Genomic DNA, 21,460 nt, shown 5'->3' with positions numbered 1-21,460 from the left:
AACTAAATAAATATTAACTCAAAAAAAATTATCATGAAGAAATCAATCTTACCAATCGCTATTGTATTATGTGCCTCTGTTTTAACCTTTTCTTGTAAAGAAAAATCTAAATCAGAAAAAGTAGAAGACAAAATAGAACAAATTGGAGACGACATAGATGATGCTGCACACGATGCAGGTGACGCTATTAAAGATGCTGCTGACGAAGTAGCCGATGAGGCCGAAGACGCAACTGAATAATAAATAACCTATTAAAGTTTTATTCAAAAAAACCAGAGAAGCTTTCTCTGGTTTTTAATTTTATAAAAGGATCAAATAGTATAAATATTTGATCCTTTTTGTTTTAATATTTTGATTTATGACGCTTTGTTTAAAGAGTGTACAAAACTTTCCCAGTCTTTAAACTTTTCTTCACTCATTACCCTTTCCATTTTAACTTGCCCTCCTTTTTTCTTTTGATGTGCATTCCACTCTGCAAAAACATTGGTAGGAACTATACTCACTTTTATTCCTTTTAAGGCTTTTGTTCTGGCTACTTTATAATTATTGTTCGCTTCTGACAATAATTGATCAAGAGTTTTGGCTACTTCAATTTCATCTAAAGAAGTATTATCCGTTCCTAAATACCAATGGTGATGAAATTCTTCGTTAATTCTAGTAGCAGCCAAAGTAAATTCTGGTATTTCTATATCGTATTTATTTTCTAGTTCTCTTAAAGCAGCATCCATTTTACTAACAGATAACTGAGAACCTACCACATTTAAGAAAAATTTGGTTCTTCCTGTAATTTTAATTTCTGCACGTTCCACATCGGTAAACTCAATAGTATCTCCTATTAAATATCGCCAAGCCCCAGCCACTGTAGAAATTAGCAATACATAATCTTTTTCTTTCTCCACCTCATCAATAGTTAATACAGGTGCATTTTGGTCTAAAGAACCATCTTCTAAAATATATTCTGGTTCAAAAGGAACAAACTCAAAATAAATACCATTATCTAATACCAATTTCATGGCAGATGTTTCTGGCCTTTCTTGAAAAGCAATAAACCCTTCTGATGCCAAATAGGTATCAATCACCGTAATTGGGTGCTTTAATAGTTTATTAAAACTTTTTTCATAAGCAGAAAATGCTACTCCACCCGAAGTATAAACTTGTAAGTTTGGCCAAATATCATGTATATCATTTGCACCGTGATGTTCAATCACTTTTTGCATCATCATTTCCATCCAAGACGGAATTCCACTAAGTCCGGCAATGTCCCATTCTTTAGCTCTTTCAGCAATTTCTTCTACACGCTCATCCCAATCATCAATTTTAGCAATCTCTTCTCCTGGTTTGTAATAACCTCTAAACCAACTAGGAATATTAGCTGCAGAAATACCACTAATTTCTCCTTCTAGTTTATTGTTATTTTTTTCTAAATCAGTAGAACTTCCTAACATCATCATTTCTTTTTCAAAAAACTCTGAGGGCAAATCAAAATTAGCCAAAGCCTCTACTTGTTTAATTCCGGCATCTCTAATAGCTGTAATCATTTCATCAGTCACAGGAATTCTTTTACTTTTTTTACCAGTTGTACCAGAACTTAAAGCAAAATAATTAGGACTACCAGGCCAACTTACATTTGGTCTACCATCAATAGTTTTATGCCACCATTCTTTTTCCATTTGGTGATAATCAAAATACGGAACTTTTTCTGCAAAAGACTTTTGAATATCTTCTGAGGCTAAAATCTCTTTAAATTTATAAGCTTTTCCAAACTCGGTATCCCTTCCCCTTTCAATTAAATGTTTTAAAACTTCTAATTGAGCTTTTGGTGGTGATACTTCTGGGGTTAGCGTTTCTTTTAACTCTATTGCTGTTTTTATAATGCTTCCTATAATTGCCATCTTTATTTTTTTAAGTTGTTAATACTATCTGTTTCTGCAATCAATTCTAAAATTTCATCTGGAGAAACATATAATCTTTTAATTCTATTCTTGTATGCCTCGGAAAAACCTGCCTGATTTAAAATATAATTTTTGGTTGCCAAAATATACTCCCCCATTCCATTAGAAACCGCATAAGAATCTGCTACCCTTTCTGCTTCTCTAATATGTTTACCCGAAAACAAGTAACGAAAACCAAAAAAAATTAAATTAACACCACTCCTGTTTTTATAATCCATAATGTGACCCAATTCATGCCCTAACCAACCTATTAAAACATTTTTAGGAATTTCATCTAGACTTACCTTTTTGTTTTCTACCATAAAATTATTGCTGATGTATATTTTATATTTTCTACTCTTGGTAGGATTTAAAATATTTGAAAAAACAGGTTGAGCTTTCATAAATGATGTTTTTAAACTAGGTTTTATAACAAATTCTATGGCTGTTTTTTCTAAATCAGGATAATGAGACAATGCTATATTAGCTTCCTCTTTAATTCTTGTTGGTATTATTTTGTTTGATATTTCTTGTGCGCTCATATAATGATAAAATCCTAATGCGATTAAAATAAGTAAGATGATTATTTTTACTTTTCTTGTTTTCATAACTACACACAAGTTAAACACAGATCCTTTTTTTTATGAATCCATATGCATTAAATATGAACGCTATCAAGGATTCTTATTTTATTAATTATGTGCTAGTTAATATAACTAACACATTCCATTACAAGTTAAAATATATAAGTATTTATTTATAAAAAAAGCTCTGAATAATCTCAGAGCTTTTTCTTAACAGTTAGTAAAATTTAATCCATGGTTTGTAAACTTCCCCACCAATCATCATTGGGTTTAAAATCTGATTTTAAAAAATTAATTCTTTGTTTTTCTAAACTTTGCATTGTTTTAGTCGATACCTTATGAAGATAAGCAGCTTCTTTTTCAGCATCATACAAAGGATCTTTTTCTGGAAAATTAGCTCCTACTTCGGCCAAGTAATCAAATAATTTTGTTTTTAAATTACTTGCCATTTCTTTATGCTCTAACACTACATTGTTTTTCTCTTCTTGATCTAATGTAATGTTATACAATTCATCTCTACCATCTTCGTAGTAATGAATCAACTTCCAATCTCCTTCTCTAATTATTGACGAAGGTTCTCCCCCTTGATTACCATAATGTGGATAATGCCAAACAAGAGGACGTTCTTTAATTTTTTCTCCTTTTAACAAAGGAACCAAACTAACTCCATCTTGATGTTCTTCAGGTCTTAATTTTGCTCCAACCAAATCTAACAAAGTAGGATAAAAATCTGTTCCTGATACAGGAGTATTGTTTTGGTTATTTTTAGATTTAATCCAAGGAACTTTAATAAAATAAGGCTCTTTAATTCCACCTTCATATTGATATCCCTTTCCTCCTCTCAAAGGTAAATTTGATGTTGAAAAAGCATCTCCAGCAGAAACTCCTCCATTATCCGAAGTAAAAACTATAATCGTATTTTTATCTAAGCCCAGTTCTTTTAAACCATCTAACACCACTCCTACTGCATCATCCATAGACTCCACTAATCCTCCATAAATAGGATTGTCTTGTGTTTGCCTAATAGGCAAAAAAGTTCCCATTTTAAAACCTTTTTCTTCTACTCCATTTATAAGTGCTTTTTCTTGATATTTTTTCCATTTATCATGTGTGGTTTGTATAGGCCCGTGCACTGCATAAAAAGATAAGTAGGCAAAAAACTTTTCGTTTTTATGTTCTTTCATAAACTTTACCGTTTCTTTTGCCAAGCGCATGCTTAAATTCTCACCATCTTTTCCACTTTTTAAATTAGGATTTTTATAGGGTGCAAAATAACCTCCATGTGGGCTTCCTGCATCCCAACCACCAATATTAATATCAAAACCATGATCTTCTGGCCAAGAGCCTTTTTCCCCTAAATGCCATTTTCCTGCAAAAAAAGTTTTATATCCTTCTTCTTTTAATGCCTCCGGTAAAGTAACATAGTCTTTTGCTAGATTATGATTGTAATCTGCTGGTAATAATTTAGAAAATCTATTCTTTTTTCTCCATTCCTCTCCTGATTTAGCTCCTATCCAATCTGTTATTCCATGACGTGCAGGAAACTTTCCTGTTAAAATACTTGCTCTTGACGGACTACAAACCTGACATGCTGCATATCCTTCATTAAAAGCTGTTCCTTCTTTAGCAATACGGTCTATGTTTGGAGTTTCATAAAAATTATCATTTCTATAACTAATATCATTATACCCAAAATCATCAGCCAAAATAAATAAGATGTTTTTTTGCTCAGGTTCTTCTACTTTTTGTTCTGTTTTACAAGAGGTAATTAGCAATAGTGACAAAAAATAAAAAATACGCCTAAAAATCATTTTCTTAGTTTTAAAATTATGTGATAAATTTTTGCTCTTAAAAATTGAGTTGGAAACAAGCATAACTTTATGCGTTTATACTCACAACTCATCATTAAAACATAAAGACATTATCAGTAGAAGTTTAGTCCTCTAATATCTCTAATTGTTTTATGATTTGTGCTTTGGTAATAGGATATTGTTTTCCATTAATAATGGTTTGATAAACAGCTTCAAAAATGTGCATATAAGTTGCTGGCTCAGATGTAATTTTAACTATTTTTTTCTCCATAGCATTTACAGCAATTGTTAAAGTTCCTTCATTTCCCTTAGGTTCAATTCCATAATTCTCATCAGTAATTTGCATTCCTTGCATCAACTGCTCTTCTTGTAAATTAATTCTTTGCTTTACATAAGTTCCTTTGGTTCCGTGAATCACAAAAGCGGGTTGAGGATTTGGCACCAGCATACTTGTAGTTACCTGAACATGAACATTATTAGGAAACTCTATGGAGGCACTCATAAAATCATCAACCTGAGTATTTTCTCTATAATAACCTTTCTTTTTATGCCAACTTATAGGATTTCCAAATAAGGAAATGGCTGCATCTACAATATGAGAACCCAAATCATAAGTAATTCCACTACCTGGAATGCTGGCAGTTTCTTTAGCTACTTTAGGACCAATTTCGGTTTTATATCTATCAAACCTTATGTGAGCTTCTACTACATCACCCAAATCTCCCGACTCCAAAACTTTTTTTACAGATAAATAATCACTGTCAAACCTCCTGTTTTGATAAGCAAGTATGCTACAATTATTTTCTACTGCTATGTTGTACAATTCTTTTGCTTCTTTAGATGTTATTGCAAAAGGCTTTTCCATCAACACATGTTTTTTAGCCTGTAATGCTTTTACAGCAAAATTGTAATGGGTATTATTTGGGGTGTTCACAATAATTAAATCAATATTACTATCCGCTAATATTTCATCAATATTATTGTAACTAATAACAGTTGGATACAAATCTTTAATTACTTTTTTGCTTCTTTCTACCACTGCGGTTAATTCAAAACCTTTATGTTCATTAACAAAAGGTGCATGAAAAACTTTTCCTGATAGTCCAAAAGACAACAACCCTGTTTTGATAATTTTTGACATCGATGCTTGATTTTTATTAAGCGAAAGCAATTTAATTATTTAAAATCTTTTAAACACTTCTCATGCATATAATTATAGTAAATGATATCTTTGAGATTAAAACATTTGTTCTATTCGAGATTAAAACATTTGTTCTATTCGTAAAGTTTACTCGAATCGACAGAATTTTCTAAAAACAGATTTACATTGATTTCATTTTTAATAAAAAATATATTTAAAGGATTTATCAGTTTGTTTGGAGTAGCAACATTGCTTTTCTTTTTATTTAATTTATTGGGTGATCCTTCTAGAATGTTATTAGATCAAAGAGAAGATCTGGAGCAATTAGAAAACATCAAAATTAAATACGGATTAAATTTACCCTTACACAAACAATACATCAATTACCTTAATGATTTATCTCCTATATCTTTTCACAGTAACAATGTTGATGATTATACTTTTTTACCAGAAAAAAAACCGAGAATTACTTTTATAAATACTGATAGTTTTATTGGGGTTTTAAAATTCCCAAACCTTAGAAATTCTTTTCAAAAAAATGACAAAGAAGTTAGTAGTATTTTAACAGAAACACTACCTAACACTTTATTATTAGCTGTTTTGGCCATTAGTATTGCATTTATAATTGGTTTGTTTTTAGGAATTACATCAGCCTTACAAGTCAATACTTTTTTAGATAAATGTATCATGGTTATTAGTACATTAGGAATGAGTTTACCCTCATTTTTCTCCGCAATATTATTTGCCTGGTTATTTGGTTTTGTACTACATAAATACACCGGATTAGGGATGACTGGTAATATTATTGAAGTGGATGATTTTGGTGAAGGAACTAAAATTGTATGGAAAAACGCCATTTTGCCAAGTGTGGTTTTAGGAATTAGACCTTTGGCAGTCATTGTTCAGTTAACCAGAAACTCTTTGTTAGATATTTTAAGTAAGGATTATATTAGAACAGCAAAATCTAAAGGATTATCTACTTATGTTATTATTAAAAAGCATGCATTAAAAAATGCTTTAAACCCTGTAATTACAACTCTTTCTGGTTGGTTTGCATCTTTATTAGCTGGAGCAGTTTTTGTTGAATATATTTTTAATTGGAACGGTTTGGGAAAAGAAATTGTAAACGCTTTAAATTCTTCCGACTTACCTGTTATATCTGGAAGTATATTAACCATAGCTGCATTTTTTATCCTCCTAAATATTTTGGTAGATATTTCTTACAGTATTCTAGATCCTAGTGTTGAATTAAAATAAAATATCATGAAAAAACTTTCTCTAATTTTAATAAGCTTTCTCTTTTTTACCTGTAAATCTCCAGAAAAAAAGGAATTTAGTACAGAAGTATTAGCGGCTCCAATCATTACCTTTTCTGGTGACAACATTACTTTTAAAAATTTAATAGACCATCACCTAGGTAAAACAACTGTTATAGATGTATGGGCATCGTGGTGTAGCGACTGTATAAAAGGGCTTCCAAAACTAAAAACTTTGCAGAAAAAATACCCAAAAGCTAACTATGTATTTATATCTTTGGACAAGAATCAAACTGCTTGGAAAAACGGTATCAATCGTTTTAGTATAAAAGGAAATCATTACTATGTAGAAGGAGGTTGGAAAAGTATATTTGCTAAAAATATAGACCTTGATTGGATTCCAAGATACATTGTAATTGATGAAAATGGAAAAGTATTGGTTTACAGAGCCATTGAGGCAGATGATTCTAGAGTAATAAACGTATTAGAAAACTAAATATATATAAAATGAGAAGTAAAATTGTAGCAGGTAACTGGAAAATGAATAATAACGTTGCCGAATCTAAAGCTTTAGCAGAAGGATTAGTAAGCGAATTAAAAGGTGTTTCTTTAGAAAACACAAGAGTTATTGTTTCACCTACATTTGTAAACTTAACTACTGTATTAGCTGCAACTGAAGGTTCTGCTGTAGAAGTTGCTGCTCAAAACATGCACCAAGAAACTAACGGAGCATATACAGGAGAAGTTTCTGCTGATATGTTAACTAGCACTGGTATTAAAACTGTTATTTTAGGTCACTCTGAAAGAAGAGAATACTTTGGTGAAGACGAAGCTTTATTAGCTAAAAAAACTGATGCTGCTTTAGCAAAAGGATTAGAAGTAATTTACTGTTTTGGTGAAGTAAAAGAAGAAAGAGAAGCAAACACTCAAGAAGAAGTTGTTGCTAAGCAAATTTCTGGAGCTTTATTCCATTTAGATGCTGCTGCATGGTCTAACATTGTATTGGCTTACGAACCAGTTTGGGCTATTGGAACAGGATTAACTGCTTCTGCAGATCAAGCTCAAGAAATGCACGCATTTATCCGTGGGTTTGTTGCTGATAAATACGGAGCTGAAGTTGCAGAAAACGTATCTATTTTATACGGAGGTTCTTGTAAACCATCTAACGCTGTAGAAATTTTCTCTAAGCCAGATGTGGATGGTGGATTAATTGGTGGTGCTTCTTTAGTAGCTGCTGATTTTGCTGCTGTAGTTAAAGCAATCTAAGAATAATAGATTTTAACAAGACATATTAAAATCCCGCTAAAAGCAAAACTTTTAGCGGGATTTTTGTTTTATAAAAATAAAGAGAAACATTGCTTATTCCAATAAACTAGATAATATTTCTTTAAACGTTTTAACGGGTTGTGCCCCTGTAACAGCACTTTTTCTATTAAAAACAACAGTAGGTACAGAGTTTACTCCTAAATTTTTCCAATACTCTTGCTTTTTTCTTACTTCTGCTCGTACTTCTTCGTTATCTAATAAAGCCATTCCTTCTATATCATTTAAACCAACCTCCAACAAAGCCTGTCTTAAAATTTCTCTTTTAGAAACATTTTTTCTTTCACTAAAAAAAGCAGTGGTTAAACACATTTTTAAATCTGTTTGTTTACCAAAACCTCTGGCATATTCTAGTAAAACATGTGCTTCAAATGTATTTACAATACGCATTTCATAAAAATAATCAAAAGTAAAGTCAAGGGCTTCTCCAGCTTCTATCATTTGTAATTTTGACTGTTTTTGATCTTCTAACGAGGAACCATATTTTTCACTAATATGCTCAATTAAATTCTGTCCCTCAACAGGCATATTAGGGTTTAATTCAAAAGGTTGCCACTCAATTTCAACTTTATCTTTAATTCCTAACTCTAAAATGGCTTTCTCTAATCGCTTATATCCAATAGTACACCAAGGACAAACCACATCAGAAACAATATCTATTTTTAATTTTTCTTTCATTTTGTAAATAAGTAAAATTTTAAAGTTAGTACGATAGTTACCGCCATTAATTACAGAATACAGCACATATTTTAAAAAATAAAAATTCCGAGAGTAAAATAACCACAAAATATATGCTTAAATAGCTAAAAGCTTTTGCTTTTAGCTATTTTTGTATTCTGATTTTAAGAATGTAAATTAAAAATCATCAACATTACAACTTGATAACTTTATAATATGAATTACACAGGTTACACTTTTACCATTACGCCATTACAACCCGCTACCGAAATTTTAATTGCCGAATTGGGTGAATTAGGTTTTGAAAGTTTTGAAGAAACTGAAACAGGATTAAAGGCTTATATCCAAACCAATGATTGGCACGAAGATATTTTAGATGATGTTTTTGCTTTACAATCCGAAGAGTTTAACATTTCTTACACTTATCAAGAAATTGAACAAGTAAATTGGAATTTAGAATGGGAAAAGAATTTTGAACCTATTCATGTTGATAATAAAGTAAGTGTCATAGCTCCTTTTCACCAAAAAACAGGAATGGACTATGAAATTATTATTGAACCTAAAATGAGTTTTGGTACTGGTCATCACGAAACTACTCATTTAATGATTAAACATTTATTAGAGTTAGATTTAGCTGATAAAAGTGTTTTAGATATGGGAACTGGAACTGGAATTTTAGCCATTTTTGCTGAAATGAAAGGAGCCAAACCTATTGATGCCATTGATATTGATGAGTGGTGTTATATCAATACCGAAGAAAACGTAGCTAAAAACAACTGTAAACACATTTCTGCTTATCAAGGTGATGCTTCTATGTTGGTAGATCAAAAATACGATGTAATTATTGCCAACATCAACAGAAATATTTTGTTGAATGACATGGATATATATAACAAGTGTTTAAATGATGGTGGAAAATTATTATTAAGTGGATTTTACACACAAGATATTCCCTTTCTTGAAGAAAGAACCAAGGATTTAGGATTGACCATTCAAAAAACTTATACCAAAAATAACTGGGTAGGTTTACAATTAGATAAATAATGCTTAATTTTGCATTGATTATGAGCACAATAGAAAAAACTTTAGAAAGCATTGATGTCCTTGAGCAATTAATTAAGGACTATGAAATTATTTTATACAACGATGATGTAAACTCGTTTGACTTTGTGATTGATGCCTTGATAGATGTATGTGAACACGAACCATTACAGGCAGAACAATGCACCATGTTGGTACATTACAAAGGTAAATGCGCTGTAAAAACTGGAAGCTACGAGGAATTAAAACCTAAGTGTTCTAAGTTATTAGAGTTAGGATTATCTGCAGAAATAAAGTAATATGGAACAATTTTTAGATTACTACAATTTTTCTGAGTTCAACAAAGACACCTCTTCATTTTTTGATACAATAGCTTATTCTTGGATTAAAGATGATTTGTACATTGTTCTTGAAAAAAAAGAAGGAATTTTTAATATCCATTTTACTAGTTATAGCTCTAAAAATGATATTGGAAAACAAAAACCTCAAGGATTAAATACCTTGATAGAAAATTTTAAACTTGATAATAATGAACATCGAAAAATTGTTCAACAATATTTAGATTACAACTAAAAAAAGCACCGTTACTAGACGGTGCTTTTTTTAGTTGTATACTTTTATGAAGTTCCAAAAACTTTTTTAAACCAAGATTTTTTCTCTTTTACAACAGTATCTTTTTTTACTACTTCATTCTTTTTATCAATTTCTCTCTTTTGATATAAGGTAGAATGTTTTTCTAGTCCTTCAAGAACCTCTTCTTCAGGTCTCCCATTAGTATAATAATACAATGCTAATGATTTTCTACTCATGTCTTCAGGACAATTTAAAGGATCTGGATGACCATGATATGAAGTACTTGTGGTAGAAAAAAGAGCCAATGTATTAAATTCTGGTAATATTTTTTTCTGACATTTTTCCATTTTATCATCCCAAAGCTCAAAATGACCTCCATATTCTTCTTTCCACTCTTTATTTAAATAAACTAATAAGTTTAATCGTCTATCAAGTAAAAGTGAATCATGCACATTAAAGTCTGCATGAATTCTTAAATATCCACCTTTTTTTATTTGATGTAACCCCCCTCCATAAAAATAAGGGTCATTAATTAAATCTCTTTCTATACTTGCTAATTTTTTTAAGAAAATTAAAAAAGGTTCTGAATTTAAAAAATTAACAAACTCTGTTACATAAGGTCCAAATCTTTCTACACCACTTGATGCTAATTTATCAGAGTTCTCATGTTTCATTTTCAAATGGGATCCTTCTGATAAATCAGGAAAGTCTGATAAGACTTTATCTAGGAACTCTGGATTAAAAAAGTTTTTAAAACTAATACTTGGGTAAGGCCATGCATTTTTATATTCTTCTCTAAATCTATCTACTGTTTGCTCAAGATCAGCATACTCTTTGCTAATATATTTTTCATACATATTTTTATGTTTTAACTATTTATAATTATAGGGAGTATTAAATTATTGTTCTAAACAATTTTAATAATGCATACCAAAAATATAGATATTTATTCACAAAACTAGTTTCCCAAAAAACAATTCTCCAAAATTTAATAAAATAGTACTAAATGTTTTTAGTTGATTTACAACCTGTAAAAATTCAACTTTAAAAAATAAAAAAGTTTCTGTCTTTCATAATATAAGCGCCTTACTTTAGCGTAACATTAAAACATAAAAAAACTCATCATAAATTAATATGATGAGTTTTTTATCGTGACCTCGGGAGGATTCAAACCTCCAACCTCTTGAGCCGTAATCAAGTGCACTATTCAGTTATGCTACGAGGCCGATTGCGGATGCAAATATAGTGCTTTATTACAATGTCACAAAATATATTTTAACTTTTTATAAAGAATTCTTAGTCACATAATACCTCCATCCTATTATTAAAAACTGAATTTTAGATGCCTTACTAATATCCAATTGTTTACGTCCGTATGAAGGGAATAATCCTTTATTTATTTTGGCTAAAAATCTAAAAAATGTTTTTTTCATTCTGATAGAATTAAAAGTATATTCGCACTAAATATAAGCAATATGGACATACTATTTATGATTACAGGATTAGTTCTGTTAATTTTTGGAGGAGATTGGCTTTTAAAAGCATCCGTAAACATTTCTATGAAATTAAATATTTCTAAAATAGTTATAGGAATGACAGTGGTATCTTTTGCCACCTCAGCACCAGAACTTATTGTGAGTATTAAATCTGCTTTAGATGGTTTTCCAGATTTAGCCTTAGGGAATGTTATAGGTTCTAACATTGCTAACTTGGCTTTGGTTTTAGGAGTTACTGTTTGTTTAGGTACTATTGATGTTGGAAAATCTTTTTACACCATAGACTGGCCTATGATGATGATTGCTTCTGTTCTCCTTTATTTATTTATTGGTTATGATTTGGTATTAGATAGAACTGAGGGAATTATCTTATTTGCTATACTTATTGCCTTTTTATATTATTTACTGCGCATACAAAGTAAAACAACTATTACTGATGAAGAACTAGAAATTACAAACGATGATACCCCTATAGGAAAAACATTGTTTTTATTGTTAATTGGTGGAATTGGACTTTGGGGAGGATCTGAATTATTAATTAACGGGGCTGTCGGTTTTGCTCAAGCCATTGGGGTTAGCGAGCGTATTATTGGGGTTACTATTGTATCTGTAGGAACTAGTATTCCTGAACTTGCGGCATCTATTATTGCCATCATCAAAAAGGAAAAAGCTATTTCTTTAGGAAATTTAATAGGATCTAATATTTTTAATATTTTGGCTGTATTAGGAATTACTTCAATTATTACCCCTATAAAAGTTGGAGATTTACATATTATCACCAATGATATTTATTGGATGCTTGGTGTAGCTTTATTGGTTTTTCCTTTGTGTTTTATTCCTACCAAATTAAAATTTGGTTTTAAAGAAGGAGTTATCTTATTAGCTACTTACGGAGCCTTTATTTACTTTACCGTTTTTTCATAATCACTAAATCTTTGTTGATATTTTAGAGAATGAAAAAAGCAAAGAAAAAATATTTACAACGTAGACTTATTTTTAGACTTCGCATTCTTACTTTTATTTTTTTAGGGATGAGTGCCATTGGTTTTTATGATATTTATGCTTGGGAACTCCCTATTTATATTTGTATTTTATATTTTTTAGGCGGTATGTTACTCGGCTTTTTTATAGGAAGGATGCATCGTATTGTTTGGAATGAAGAAGTAGGTCAGGCAGTTTCTAAAATGGATATTTTTGGAATCTTAATTTTAATCTTTTATGTATTAATTATTGTTTTTAAAAAACAATTTTTCTCACATTGGTTAGCAGGTCATCAACTCTCTACCTATGTAATGTGGTTTTCTTCGGGTATTATTGTAGGACGTATGATTACTCTCAGAATTAAAATAAAAAAAGTTCTTAAAAATCAAGGGATATTTTTTTAACACCCACACTTTTAAAACCTTAATTATATTTAATTTTTTCTTTTATTAACACTTTAAAATACACTAGTTTTGCTCCAGATTTTTGGTTGTACTTGTTATATAAAGCAAGTACATTAAAAGGGAATCAGGTGTAAGTCCTGAACAGTTCCCGCTGCTGTAAGTTTCTCTGTGTAATAACAGAAAAATCTTTTTAACAATACCACTGTCTATAATATAGATGGGAAGGGTTAAATAAGTGAAATGAGTCAGAATACCTGCCAATAATTATTAAAGACAAAGCTTTCGGGAGTTATAGCTTTGGGTAAATTTTTATTGGATTTATCCTATTATTCCTTGGTGTTTTGTTTTTAAAATAAGGTTGATTATCAATTATTTTAAATACAAACAAATGAACAACAAACATTTTTTAGCAGCCTTTTTAGGGCTATCTTTTGCTTTCACATCATGTGAAAAAAGTGAGAACATTGAATCTATGGACGAACCTATAGACGTTTATAACGAATATGCACGTCCTATAACTTCAGAAAGTAACCAATATATTTCTAATGTATTGTCTTATCGTCCAGGTCCTGGGCAATACATAAATAAAAACATAGGAAATATAGAGTCTTCTAAAACAATCATAGGAAATAAAACAGGTCTTGTATCTTTAGGTGCCTGGGGTGGTTCTATTGTTTTTACTTTTGATCATACTATAGTGAACAGAAGTAATAACCATGATTTTATTATTTATGGAAATGCTTTTTCTGGTTTTTCAGAACCTGGAATTGTACAAGTTTCTTTTGATGAAAATGGAAATGGATTAGCTGATGATTCATGGTATGAAATTGCCGGAAGCGCTCATCAGGCAACAGAAACTTTACATCAATACGAAGTTACTTACACCAACCCTAAAAGTGATACTGAGGAAGTTATTTGGAAAGATAACGTTGGTAACAACGGTAGCATTACCGCTAGTACTTTAAACAAGTATCCATTATTTATAGAGGAACAAAACGAGGTTACTTATAGTGGTACTAGAATATTCCCCACAGTAAATTCTTCTGGTTTTATTTCTACAGAACCATTAGATTGGGGATATGTTGACAACTATAATACCGATTATAAGGAGAACGGTAATGGAAATATATTTGATATTGATTGGGCTGTAGATAAAACAATGAATCCGGTTACTTTAAAAGGAATTGATTTTATAAAAGTATATACTGGAGCTCAAGTAAATTTAGGCTTTTTAGGAGAATTGTCTACTGAATTAAAAGGTGCTGCTGATTTATCTTTAATTAAATTAGTAGAGTAATACTTTTATACCCTATTATTAAAAAAGGCGAATCTTAACAGATTCGCCTTTTACTTTTTTATATATGTATTTATTAAAACTCTCGTTTACCAAATTCACTTTCAATAAACTTAGATTTGTTTCTTAATTTATTAAAGGTGTAGGTTAAGTTTAAACTTACCATATCTACCTCATAAACATAGTTGGTAGTGGTGTAAAACTCATTTGGTCTCCATGCAGATATTCTTTGCTCATTAGAGTTTAACAGTCCCATATCAATATTTTGCCATTGTAGGGTTGCTGTTAAATTATCATCCCAAAAAGTTTTTCTAAAAGTTAAATTAGGACTGTAAAATCTTGAATCTTCTCCCATAGCAGTATTTCTATCTGAGATATAATTAAAAGCAAATTGAATGGATGCATTTTGCCAAAAGTTATAAGTAGAGTTTAAGTTAAAAGAATATATGGTTGATTTACTATCTATATCATAAGTTCTTGTATTTCCATCTCTATGATCAAAACTTAACACCCCATCAATAGCATAATTATAAACATTGGCTCCTATAAAGTTTGTCCAGTTTTTTGATGGTTTTATAGTCGCTCCAACTTCTAATCCTAAAGCATTGCTTTTTCCTACATTAGAATATACTCTGTTTAAAATAGAATCATTTACAACAAAATTCCCTGGGTTGTTTGCATCTTCTTCATAAGCCAAAGTATTTACCCTGTTGATTACATTTTTAGTATGTCTAAAATAAGCCGTTGCATAAATATTATTTCCTCCTTTTAATTTTTTATTGATTCCTAATTCTACCAAATCAATAAACTCTGGCTTTAATTTATTATCACCTTGCTCATATACTTCTGAATGTTCACGCTCTGCAAAACTATTCATTTTAAAAGTAGTGGTACGCTCTACCCTTTTACTATAAGCTGCTTTAATATTTGTTTTCTCATCAACTTTGTATTGTAAAGAAGCCGATGGAAACAATTTAAAATAATCGTACTCATAAGTATTTTGATTTGGTTCTGAAGCCAACTTTTCTTTGTACTCTCTATCCATAGACTCTGCACGAACCCCTGCAGCATAATCCCATTTTTCTTTACCTCCTGATAATTGTACATAAGCAGAATGAATAATTCTTTTTAAAGCAATATCACTAGAAAATGCAGGTACTTGTGTGTAATTTGGAGGTACAACACCATTAGCGTCACCATTTCTACGTTGATAATTAAAATCTCCTGTATGGTCTAAAAATCTATATTGATATCCAGTTTCCAAAGTTCCAAAACTCATAGGTTTCCATTTATAATCTAAGTTAAAACGGATACCGTTTAAAGGATTATCATTGGTGTTTTTTTCTTGCTGATAAATTTTTGTGTAATCTATATCACTAACATTATCATTCTCTGTTGGTCCTCCTAAAAATGTGTATTCATACAGAATAGAAGTAGATAATTTAGATTTGTTTGTAAACGCATGAGCATAATCAAAACTAGCCAAAGCAAAGTCTCCTTTACGAGTTCTTAAGTTGTGATTGTAGTAAGAAAATTCATTTTCTATATTTTCACTTCCAATTGGTGTAACTGTATAATTATCGTAAAAAATATCTGCCAATCTATCTTTTTGTCTTTTCCCGGCATACATCCCTAAAGAAAATTCATCAGCATCATTTGGAGTATAATCTACCGTAAATCTTCCGTTATAACTTACCTCGTCAAAACTACGTTCACCATCAGAGGGTAAAAACCTATGAGTATTTGCATCAGCATTTACTATATCTAATCCACCTTCTCTCCTACCAGAAATATCGTTGCGTTGGTAACTAGCTCCTACAGAAAAATTCCACTTATCAGTTCTAGTGTTATAGGTTGCATCAACTCCATAACGCTGAGGATATTCTTTGGTATCGTAATCTTGAATTGGAGGAAAACCACCACGTACATTTACTTGAGCATAATCTCCATTAGTAGCTCCTTTTTTGGTGATGATATTTAAAATTCCTGCTGTTCCTTCTGGATCGTATTTAGCAGATGGAGCAGTAATTAATTCAACTTTTTCCAAAGCATTGGCTGGTAATTGCGCTAAAATTGAAGCGGCATCACCTTGAGTTGGTTTTCCGTTTAACAATACAGCAAAACTGTTACTCCCTCTTACACTAATTGCCCCATCACCATTTACGGTTACCGATGGTAAATTTTTAACTACATCTACCGCACTACCTCCTTGACTATTTTGAAATTTACTAGTTTCAAAAACTTGTCTATCAATTTTATGAGATACGGTTGCTGCTTCTCCTTTTAACACAACAGCATCTAACTGATTACTAGCTATTGCTAAGGATAAAGTACCTAAATTGATGTAATCGTTTTTTTTATCAACTTTAATATTTTCTACTTTTTTAGGTTGATATCCAATAAAAGTAGCCTCTAAGTAATAATTTCCTGATTTTATATTTTCTATAAAAAACTCTCCTTTTTGATTGGTTACAACTCCAGTAACAACTTTTCCTTCTTGGTTGTAAAGTGTTGCTGTAGCATACTCTAAAGCATCCTTACTTTTTTGTTCTATAATGCTTCCTGTAATTTGAGCAGAAGCATGATTACACATCATCCCCATCAAAAAAAGTATAAAAACACTCTTTAAAAATTTAAATTTTGTCTGTTTCAATGTTGTATTATTTTAATATTTCCGTCAAAAATACATCATTACAAAATTTAACAAATGGTTTATTTGTAAAACCTAAGGTATAATTATTGTTTTAAAGAATTTTTAAATTGCATAGGGGTTAATTCTGTATGTCTTTTAAAGTATTTTACAAAGTGAGAAACATCTTTAAAATCTAACTCATAAGCTATTTCTCCAACAGATTTATCCGTATAAATTAACAATCTTTTTATTTCTTGAACCATATAAATCGCAATAATTTGTGAGGCTGTTTTACCTTGTTTCTTTTTACACAACTGATTTAAATTTTGTGATGAAACGTTTAATTGATTGGCATAATAAGACACATTATTTTTTAATATTTGTCCTAATAAATCTACAAACTGACTTACTTTATCTTCTGTATTTACATTACTTTCTTTTGTAATATCTGTGTATAATAAAATTTTAGCTAGTAAAGATTTTAGCATTCCCTCAATCACCTCAATTGGTGTATTTGGACTCTTAATCTCCTTAGTTAATATTTTAAATAATTTATTAAGTGTACTGTCTTTTTGAAGGATATCAATTTTTTGAAATTTACTTATTTTAAAAAACTGATTATTAATATGCTTATCTAAAGTTTTTTCTAAAAACGATTCTTTAATAATAATTACATATCCTTTAGGAACAGTGGTAATTTCCCAATGGTGTACTTCTTCTTTATTAACCACAAATAACACAGGAGGTTTTATTTGATAACTGTTTAAATCCATGTGATGATATCCAGATCCTTTGGTAAAATAAACCAACTCTAAATATTTATTGTGTCTATGGGGCTTGGTATACCTTTTATTTACATCAAAAGGTTCTATTTTAATATCTCTAGCAGCAATTGCCTTATCGTAAGTTTTAATCGTTAAATCCAATAATATATTTTTTATGGTAAGTAAATATAAAAACTCTATAACTGAATAAAGTCCTTTTTTTTACAACAAAAATCACACCTAAAAAACACTACAAATCAAATAGATATAAAATTCAAACATAATATTATCAATAATAAGTCTAAATAAATTTTGCGATTGTTTATTTAGCCATTACATTTGCATTGTTTTTAACAAATCTAAATAAGTATAAAATGAAAAAATTATTAAACTTATCATTTATGATATTGATAAGTGTTTTTGCAAATGCACAAACAGGAAGTATAAAAGGACTAATAAATGCTAAAAATGGTGGGTTTTTATCCTATGCAAACATTAGTATTTCAAATACAAATCATAAAACATTGAGCAATGCCTCGGGAGAATATAATATTGATGGAATTAAACCAGGGGAATATACCGTTGTAGTAAAATTTATTGGATACAAAACAGCAAAAAAACAAATAACAGTATCAGCCAATACAACTACAAAAGTTCCAACATTTATTTTAACAGAAAATCAAGAAACACTAGAAGAAGTAGTTTTAGATGGTCATAAAAAAAACAGTTACGCTGCAAAAAAACCTTCGGAAAGTTTACGTTTAAAAACACCATTAATTAAGATTCCGCAAAACATACAAATTGTAAATAAAGAGCTAATTAGTGATCAGGCTACTTTTACAATGATGGACGGAATAACGCGTAATGTTAGTGGTGCTCAAATGATTGAACACTGGGGAAGTTTTGCTCGTATAAACATGCGTGGATTTAGAATTGCTCCCATGAGAAACGGAATGAATCTTACCACTTCTTGGGGGCCATTGGCAGAAGACATGAGTATTGTAGAGCGTGTAGAATTTGTAAAAGGTCCTGCTGCTTATATGCTTGCTTCTGGCGAACCTGGAGGTTTTTTTAATGTAGTTACTAAAAAACCTAGTAATCATAGAGTTGCAGAAGTAAATGTTTCTGCAGGAAGTTTTAATACTTTTAGAGGTGCAGTAGATTACGGAAATACACTTCTTGATGGTAAACTACAATACAGAGTAAATTTTATGAAAAGTACTCAAGGTTCTCATCGTGATTTTGAAAAAACAGACAGAACATCTTTTGCTCCTGCTTTAAAATATTTATTTACAGAAAACACCTCTTTATCGGCAGAATACATTTATCAAAAAGTAAAAATGCCTTATGGTGGAGCTTATGTTTTTGGTCCAGCAAGTGCAGGTTTTGCAAGTTTGGATAGAGATTTTACAGCTCTTGAAGAAGATTTTGAAGAAACGGACATGAAAGAGAAAAACTTATATGCAAATTTTACTCACAAGTTTAATAAAAACTGGGAAATTCAAGCACAATACTCAAGATTAGATTATGAACAAGAAGGAATGTCTCCTTGGGCTGTATGGGGAAGCGTACAAGAAAATGGAGATATTACAAGATACGTAAGTAGTGCAGACGCTATTATAGAAATTGATGCTACTCAATTATTTGTAAACGGAAGTTTTAACACTGGTAACATCAGTCATAAAATATTAGCAGGTGTTGATTACAACAGTAAAGATTCTTGGCACGATTGGAGCCAATCTGCTGTAATTGATCAAACTCCTTTTAACATCTACAACCCTGTATATGGAAATGCAGTATTTCCTGATTTTGACAGAAGTAAAAGTGTAAAAGATAGAAGTGGTTTGGTAAAATATGAAACCCTTACAAAAGGATATTATTTACAAGATGAAATTGGTTTCTTTAAAGATAGATTAAGACTTTCTTTAGCAGGTAGATATACAGATGCAAACATCACTCGTGATGCCACAGAAGAAAAAGCAGCTTTATTTACTCCAAGAGTGGGACTTAGTTTTGATATTCTATCAGATTTTACCGTTTATGGATTGTATGATCAAGCTTTTAAACCACAAACTGGAGCTAGTAAAACTAACGAAGTTTTTGATCCAGAAATAGCGACAGATATTGAAGGAGGTCTTAAAAAAACTTGGTTTAATGGAAAGTTAAATACATCGGTAACCCTATTCCAAATTACAAAAGATAACATTTTAGTTACCGATCCAGAAGATGCCAATTTCTCTGTTCAAATAGGGCAAGTACAATCTAAAGGATTAGAGTTTGATTTACAAGGACAAATTACTCCTGAATTAAATATGGTGCTAAACTATGCAAATACCAATGTAGAAGTTACAAAAGATTCCGACCCTACACTTGTAGGTACTAAAGTTGCTGGACATTCTAAGCATATTACAAACGGTTGGTTAAATTATCATTTTAATGCAGCTTCTAAATTAAAAGGATTTGGATTGTCTTTAGGATATCAATATTTAGTAGATCGTTCTTCTTGGGCATGGGCAACAGATGGACAAGATCCAATATTACCAGATTACTTTAGGTTAGATGGTGGTGTTTCTTGGAAAAATGATAAAATTGGAGTGAGACTAAATGTTAATAATATTTTAAACAAATACTTATACTCTGGAGCCGGATACGGAGATTATTTGTACTGGCAAACTGAACCAGGAACAAACGCAAGATTAACGGTATCATATAAATTTTAACAAACCTAAATCTTTGTTTATACAAACATCAATTTTATAAATAATAGAAATCATGAAAAAACAATTCATAATATTTAGCATAATGCTATTGGCTAGCATACAAAGTTTTGCTCATTATATGTGGGTAGAAACCAACACTATTGGTACAGTAGGAAAGCCTCAACAAGTAAAAGTATTTTTTGGCGAATATACTTATGGAGAAATAGAAGAAACCAATGGTGATGCTTTTAAAAGTGTACAGCAATTCACTCTTTGGGCTATAGATGCCGATGGGACCAAAACGGAATTAAAAACTACAGCTAAGGACAATTATTATTTAGCTGAGTTTACTCCAAAAAACAATGGAACCTATACCATTGTGTTAGACAATAACAATATTGATGTTATTGATTATACCAAATACAATTTTGGAATTTTTAAAACTCACTACCATGCCATTGCAAAAGTACAGGTGGGTAAAAAAGACAATCATACCGCTGCAGTAAATCCTAATGGAATTACTGTAAAAGATGTTTCTGAAAAAGAAAACACTGTTAAATTACAAGTGATGTTTAAAAACAAAGCCTTGGCAAAAAATGAAGTAAAGGTTTATGTTGCTGATTTATGGACCAAAACATTAACTACTGATGAAAATGGTTTTGTTTCTTTTGATTTGCCTTGGGATAATAAATACATTGTAGAAACAACCTACAAAGAAGAAACTCCAGGTAACTACAACAACAAAGAATACGAATTTATTTGGCATTGTGTAGCTTATACAATCTTATAAACGTATATCACTAAAAACAATATCCCTAAGCAATATTTATTGTTTAGGGATATTTCTAATTT

The 21,460-nt window shown here is 30.6% G+C and carries 21 protein-coding genes, 1 tRNA gene and 1 riboswitch; of the genes, 12 read left to right on the top strand and 10 right to left on the bottom strand.

Annotated features, from left to right (window positions below; translation table 11 throughout):
- Positions 1–33 precede the first annotated feature (33 nt).
- Entirely contained in the window at positions 34–240 is a 207-nt protein-coding gene (locus AXE80_RS04600; RefSeq protein ID WP_068824879.1) for a hypothetical protein, read from the top strand.
- A gap of 116 nt (positions 241–356) precedes the next feature.
- Here AXE80_RS04600 and AXE80_RS04595 read toward each other — a convergent pair whose 3' ends face one another.
- From AXE80_RS04595 to AXE80_RS04580, 4 genes are all read right to left on the bottom strand, one after another.
- On the bottom strand, positions 357–1,892 hold the full coding sequence (locus AXE80_RS04595; protein WP_068824877.1) for a GH3 family acyl-acid amido synthetase: 1,536 nt from the start codon (positions 1,890–1,892) through the stop codon (positions 357–359).
- Positions 1,893–1,894: 2 nt separating this feature from the next.
- Complete coding sequence (locus AXE80_RS04590) at positions 1,895–2,539, bottom strand: hypothetical protein (RefSeq protein WP_068824875.1); 645 nt, start codon at positions 2,537–2,539, stop codon at positions 1,895–1,897.
- Between the two features lie 203 nt (positions 2,540–2,742).
- The gene (locus AXE80_RS04585) at positions 2,743–4,299 is read right to left on the bottom strand and encodes a sulfatase (protein ID WP_237340632.1); all 1,557 of its coding nucleotides are present in this window, start codon (positions 4,297–4,299) and stop codon (positions 2,743–2,745) included.
- A gap of 151 nt (positions 4,300–4,450) precedes the next feature.
- On the bottom strand, positions 4,451–5,467 hold the full coding sequence (locus AXE80_RS04580) for a Gfo/Idh/MocA family protein (protein ID WP_068824871.1): 1,017 nt from the start codon (positions 5,465–5,467) through the stop codon (positions 4,451–4,453).
- A gap of 186 nt (positions 5,468–5,653) precedes the next feature.
- Here AXE80_RS04580 and AXE80_RS04575 point away from each other — a divergent pair, with 186 nt between their 5' ends.
- From AXE80_RS04575 to tpiA, 3 genes are read left to right on the top strand one after another with little or no spacing between them, the layout of a single operon-like run.
- Positions 5,654–6,724, top strand: coding sequence for an ABC transporter permease (locus AXE80_RS04575; RefSeq protein ID WP_068824869.1), 1,071 nt, complete (start codon positions 5,654–5,656; stop codon positions 6,722–6,724).
- 6 nt (positions 6,725–6,730) lie between these two features.
- Positions 6,731–7,219, top strand: a complete 489-nt coding sequence (locus tag AXE80_RS04570) for a TlpA family protein disulfide reductase (RefSeq protein WP_068824867.1) — start codon at positions 6,731–6,733, stop codon at positions 7,217–7,219.
- An 11-nt stretch (positions 7,220–7,230) separates the two neighbouring features.
- On the top strand, positions 7,231–7,989 hold the full coding sequence (tpiA, locus tag AXE80_RS04565) for a triose-phosphate isomerase (protein ID WP_068824865.1): 759 nt from the start codon (positions 7,231–7,233) through the stop codon (positions 7,987–7,989).
- 93 nt (positions 7,990–8,082) lie between these two features.
- Here the strand turns inward: tpiA and AXE80_RS04560 are convergent, their stop codons facing one another.
- Positions 8,083–8,724: a DsbA family oxidoreductase gene (locus AXE80_RS04560; RefSeq protein WP_068824863.1), complete on the bottom strand. Its 642-nt coding sequence runs from the start codon at positions 8,722–8,724 to the stop codon at positions 8,083–8,085.
- A gap of 216 nt (positions 8,725–8,940) precedes the next feature.
- Here AXE80_RS04560 and prmA point away from each other — a divergent pair, with 216 nt between their 5' ends.
- The 3 genes from prmA to AXE80_RS04545 are packed head-to-tail and all read left to right on the top strand — an operon-like array spanning position 8,941 to position 10,338.
- Positions 8,941–9,768, top strand: a complete 828-nt coding sequence (prmA, locus tag AXE80_RS04555; protein ID WP_068824861.1) for a 50S ribosomal protein L11 methyltransferase — start codon at positions 8,941–8,943, stop codon at positions 9,766–9,768.
- A 20-nt stretch (positions 9,769–9,788) separates the two neighbouring features.
- Complete coding sequence (locus tag AXE80_RS04550; protein WP_068828682.1) at positions 9,789–10,064, top strand: ATP-dependent Clp protease adaptor ClpS; 276 nt, start codon at positions 9,789–9,791, stop codon at positions 10,062–10,064.
- A gap of 1 nt (position 10,065) precedes the next feature.
- On the top strand, positions 10,066–10,338 hold the full coding sequence (locus tag AXE80_RS04545; RefSeq protein ID WP_068824859.1) for a hypothetical protein: 273 nt from the start codon (positions 10,066–10,068) through the stop codon (positions 10,336–10,338).
- A 44-nt stretch (positions 10,339–10,382) separates the two neighbouring features.
- On the opposite strand, the gene AXE80_RS04540 is transcribed toward AXE80_RS04545, so the two are convergent.
- The 3 genes from AXE80_RS04540 to AXE80_RS14250 all read right to left on the bottom strand — a co-directional run bounded on the left by AXE80_RS04540 (position 10,383) and on the right by AXE80_RS14250 (position 11,771).
- Positions 10,383–11,195 carry a 2OG-Fe(II) oxygenase gene (locus tag AXE80_RS04540; RefSeq protein WP_068824856.1) on the bottom strand — a complete coding sequence of 271 codons (813 nt, stop codon included), beginning with the start codon at positions 11,193–11,195 and terminating at the stop codon, positions 10,383–10,385.
- A gap of 295 nt (positions 11,196–11,490) precedes the next feature.
- A tRNA-Arg gene (locus AXE80_RS04535) sits at positions 11,491–11,564 on the bottom strand.
- A gap of 57 nt (positions 11,565–11,621) precedes the next feature.
- The gene (locus tag AXE80_RS14250) at positions 11,622–11,771 is read right to left on the bottom strand and encodes an SsrA-binding protein (RefSeq protein WP_083194579.1); all 150 of its coding nucleotides are present in this window, start codon (positions 11,769–11,771) and stop codon (positions 11,622–11,624) included.
- A 42-nt stretch (positions 11,772–11,813) separates the two neighbouring features.
- Between AXE80_RS14250 and AXE80_RS04530 the strand changes: the two genes are divergently transcribed.
- From AXE80_RS04530 to AXE80_RS04520, 3 genes are all read left to right on the top strand, one after another.
- Positions 11,814–12,758, top strand: a complete 945-nt coding sequence (locus AXE80_RS04530; protein WP_068824854.1) for a calcium/sodium antiporter — start codon at positions 11,814–11,816, stop codon at positions 12,756–12,758.
- A 29-nt stretch (positions 12,759–12,787) separates the two neighbouring features.
- The gene (locus AXE80_RS04525; RefSeq protein ID WP_068824852.1) at positions 12,788–13,219 is read left to right on the top strand and encodes a hypothetical protein; all 432 of its coding nucleotides are present in this window, start codon (positions 12,788–12,790) and stop codon (positions 13,217–13,219) included.
- Positions 13,220–13,285: 66 nt separating this feature from the next.
- A riboswitch (cobalamin riboswitch) is annotated at positions 13,286–13,495 on the top strand.
- 112 nt (positions 13,496–13,607) lie between these two features.
- Complete coding sequence (locus AXE80_RS04520; RefSeq protein ID WP_068824850.1) at positions 13,608–14,516, top strand: hypothetical protein; 909 nt, start codon at positions 13,608–13,610, stop codon at positions 14,514–14,516.
- Between the two features lie 73 nt (positions 14,517–14,589).
- Here AXE80_RS04520 and AXE80_RS04515 read toward each other — a convergent pair whose 3' ends face one another.
- Both AXE80_RS04515 and AXE80_RS04510 read right to left on the bottom strand, forming a co-directional pair.
- A complete protein-coding gene (locus AXE80_RS04515) occupies positions 14,590–17,166 on the bottom strand; it encodes a TonB-dependent receptor (RefSeq protein ID WP_237340631.1) in 2,577 nt (858 codons plus the stop codon).
- Between the two features lie 83 nt (positions 17,167–17,249).
- Positions 17,250–18,071 (bottom strand): AraC family transcriptional regulator, encoded by an 822-nt coding sequence (locus AXE80_RS04510; protein WP_068824846.1) that lies wholly within the window; start codon positions 18,069–18,071, stop codon positions 17,250–17,252.
- 212 nt (positions 18,072–18,283) lie between these two features.
- Between AXE80_RS04510 and AXE80_RS04505 the strand changes: the two genes are divergently transcribed.
- Positions 18,284–20,629: a TonB-dependent receptor gene (locus AXE80_RS04505; RefSeq protein ID WP_068824844.1), complete on the top strand. Its 2,346-nt coding sequence runs from the start codon at positions 18,284–18,286 to the stop codon at positions 20,627–20,629.
- 52 nt (positions 20,630–20,681) lie between these two features.
- Positions 20,682–21,398: a DUF4198 domain-containing protein gene (locus AXE80_RS04500; protein ID WP_068824842.1), complete on the top strand. Its 717-nt coding sequence runs from the start codon at positions 20,682–20,684 to the stop codon at positions 21,396–21,398.
- Positions 21,399–21,460: the final 62 nt, after the last annotated feature.

It is taken from the genome of Wenyingzhuangia fucanilytica (assembly GCF_001697185.1).
GTDB lineage: Bacteria > Bacteroidota > Bacteroidia > Flavobacteriales > Flavobacteriaceae > Wenyingzhuangia > Wenyingzhuangia fucanilytica.
This window is presented reverse-complemented; position numbering and strand designations above follow the sequence as displayed.

What these genes read in the sequence shown, in the direction of transcription:
- prmA (WP_068824861.1), top strand. Translation starts at nt 8,941, where the DNA reads ATGAATTACACAGGTTACACTTTTACCATTACGCCATTACAACCCGCT.
- AXE80_RS14250 (WP_083194579.1), bottom strand. Translation starts at nt 11,771, where the DNA reads ATGAAAAAAACATTTTTTAGATTTTTAGCCAAAATAAATAAAGGATTA.
- AXE80_RS04540 (WP_068824856.1), bottom strand. Translation starts at nt 11,195, where the DNA reads ATGTATGAAAAATATATTAGCAAAGAGTATGCTGATCTTGAGCAAACA.
- AXE80_RS04500 (WP_068824842.1), top strand. Translation starts at nt 20,682, where the DNA reads ATGAAAAAACAATTCATAATATTTAGCATAATGCTATTGGCTAGCATA.
- AXE80_RS04570 (WP_068824867.1), top strand. Translation starts at nt 6,731, where the DNA reads ATGAAAAAACTTTCTCTAATTTTAATAAGCTTTCTCTTTTTTACCTGT.
- AXE80_RS04560 (WP_068824863.1), bottom strand. Translation starts at nt 8,724, where the DNA reads ATGAAAGAAAAATTAAAAATAGATATTGTTTCTGATGTGGTTTGTCCT.
- tpiA (WP_068824865.1), top strand. Translation starts at nt 7,231, where the DNA reads ATGAGAAGTAAAATTGTAGCAGGTAACTGGAAAATGAATAATAACGTT.
- AXE80_RS04580 (WP_068824871.1), bottom strand. Translation starts at nt 5,467, where the DNA reads ATGTCAAAAATTATCAAAACAGGGTTGTTGTCTTTTGGACTATCAGGA.
- AXE80_RS04525 (WP_068824852.1), top strand. Translation starts at nt 12,788, where the DNA reads ATGAAAAAAGCAAAGAAAAAATATTTACAACGTAGACTTATTTTTAGA.
- AXE80_RS04590 (WP_068824875.1), bottom strand. Translation starts at nt 2,539, where the DNA reads ATGAAAACAAGAAAAGTAAAAATAATCATCTTACTTATTTTAATCGCA.
- AXE80_RS04520 (WP_068824850.1), top strand. Translation starts at nt 13,608, where the DNA reads ATGAACAACAAACATTTTTTAGCAGCCTTTTTAGGGCTATCTTTTGCT.
- AXE80_RS04595 (WP_068824877.1), bottom strand. Translation starts at nt 1,892, where the DNA reads ATGGCAATTATAGGAAGCATTATAAAAACAGCAATAGAGTTAAAAGAA.
- AXE80_RS04545 (WP_068824859.1), top strand. Translation starts at nt 10,066, where the DNA reads ATGGAACAATTTTTAGATTACTACAATTTTTCTGAGTTCAACAAAGAC.
- AXE80_RS04530 (WP_068824854.1), top strand. Translation starts at nt 11,814, where the DNA reads ATGGACATACTATTTATGATTACAGGATTAGTTCTGTTAATTTTTGGA.
- AXE80_RS04550 (WP_068828682.1), top strand. Translation starts at nt 9,789, where the DNA reads ATGAGCACAATAGAAAAAACTTTAGAAAGCATTGATGTCCTTGAGCAA.
- AXE80_RS04600 (WP_068824879.1), top strand. Translation starts at nt 34, where the DNA reads ATGAAGAAATCAATCTTACCAATCGCTATTGTATTATGTGCCTCTGTT.
- AXE80_RS04505 (WP_068824844.1), top strand. Translation starts at nt 18,284, where the DNA reads ATGAAAAAATTATTAAACTTATCATTTATGATATTGATAAGTGTTTTT.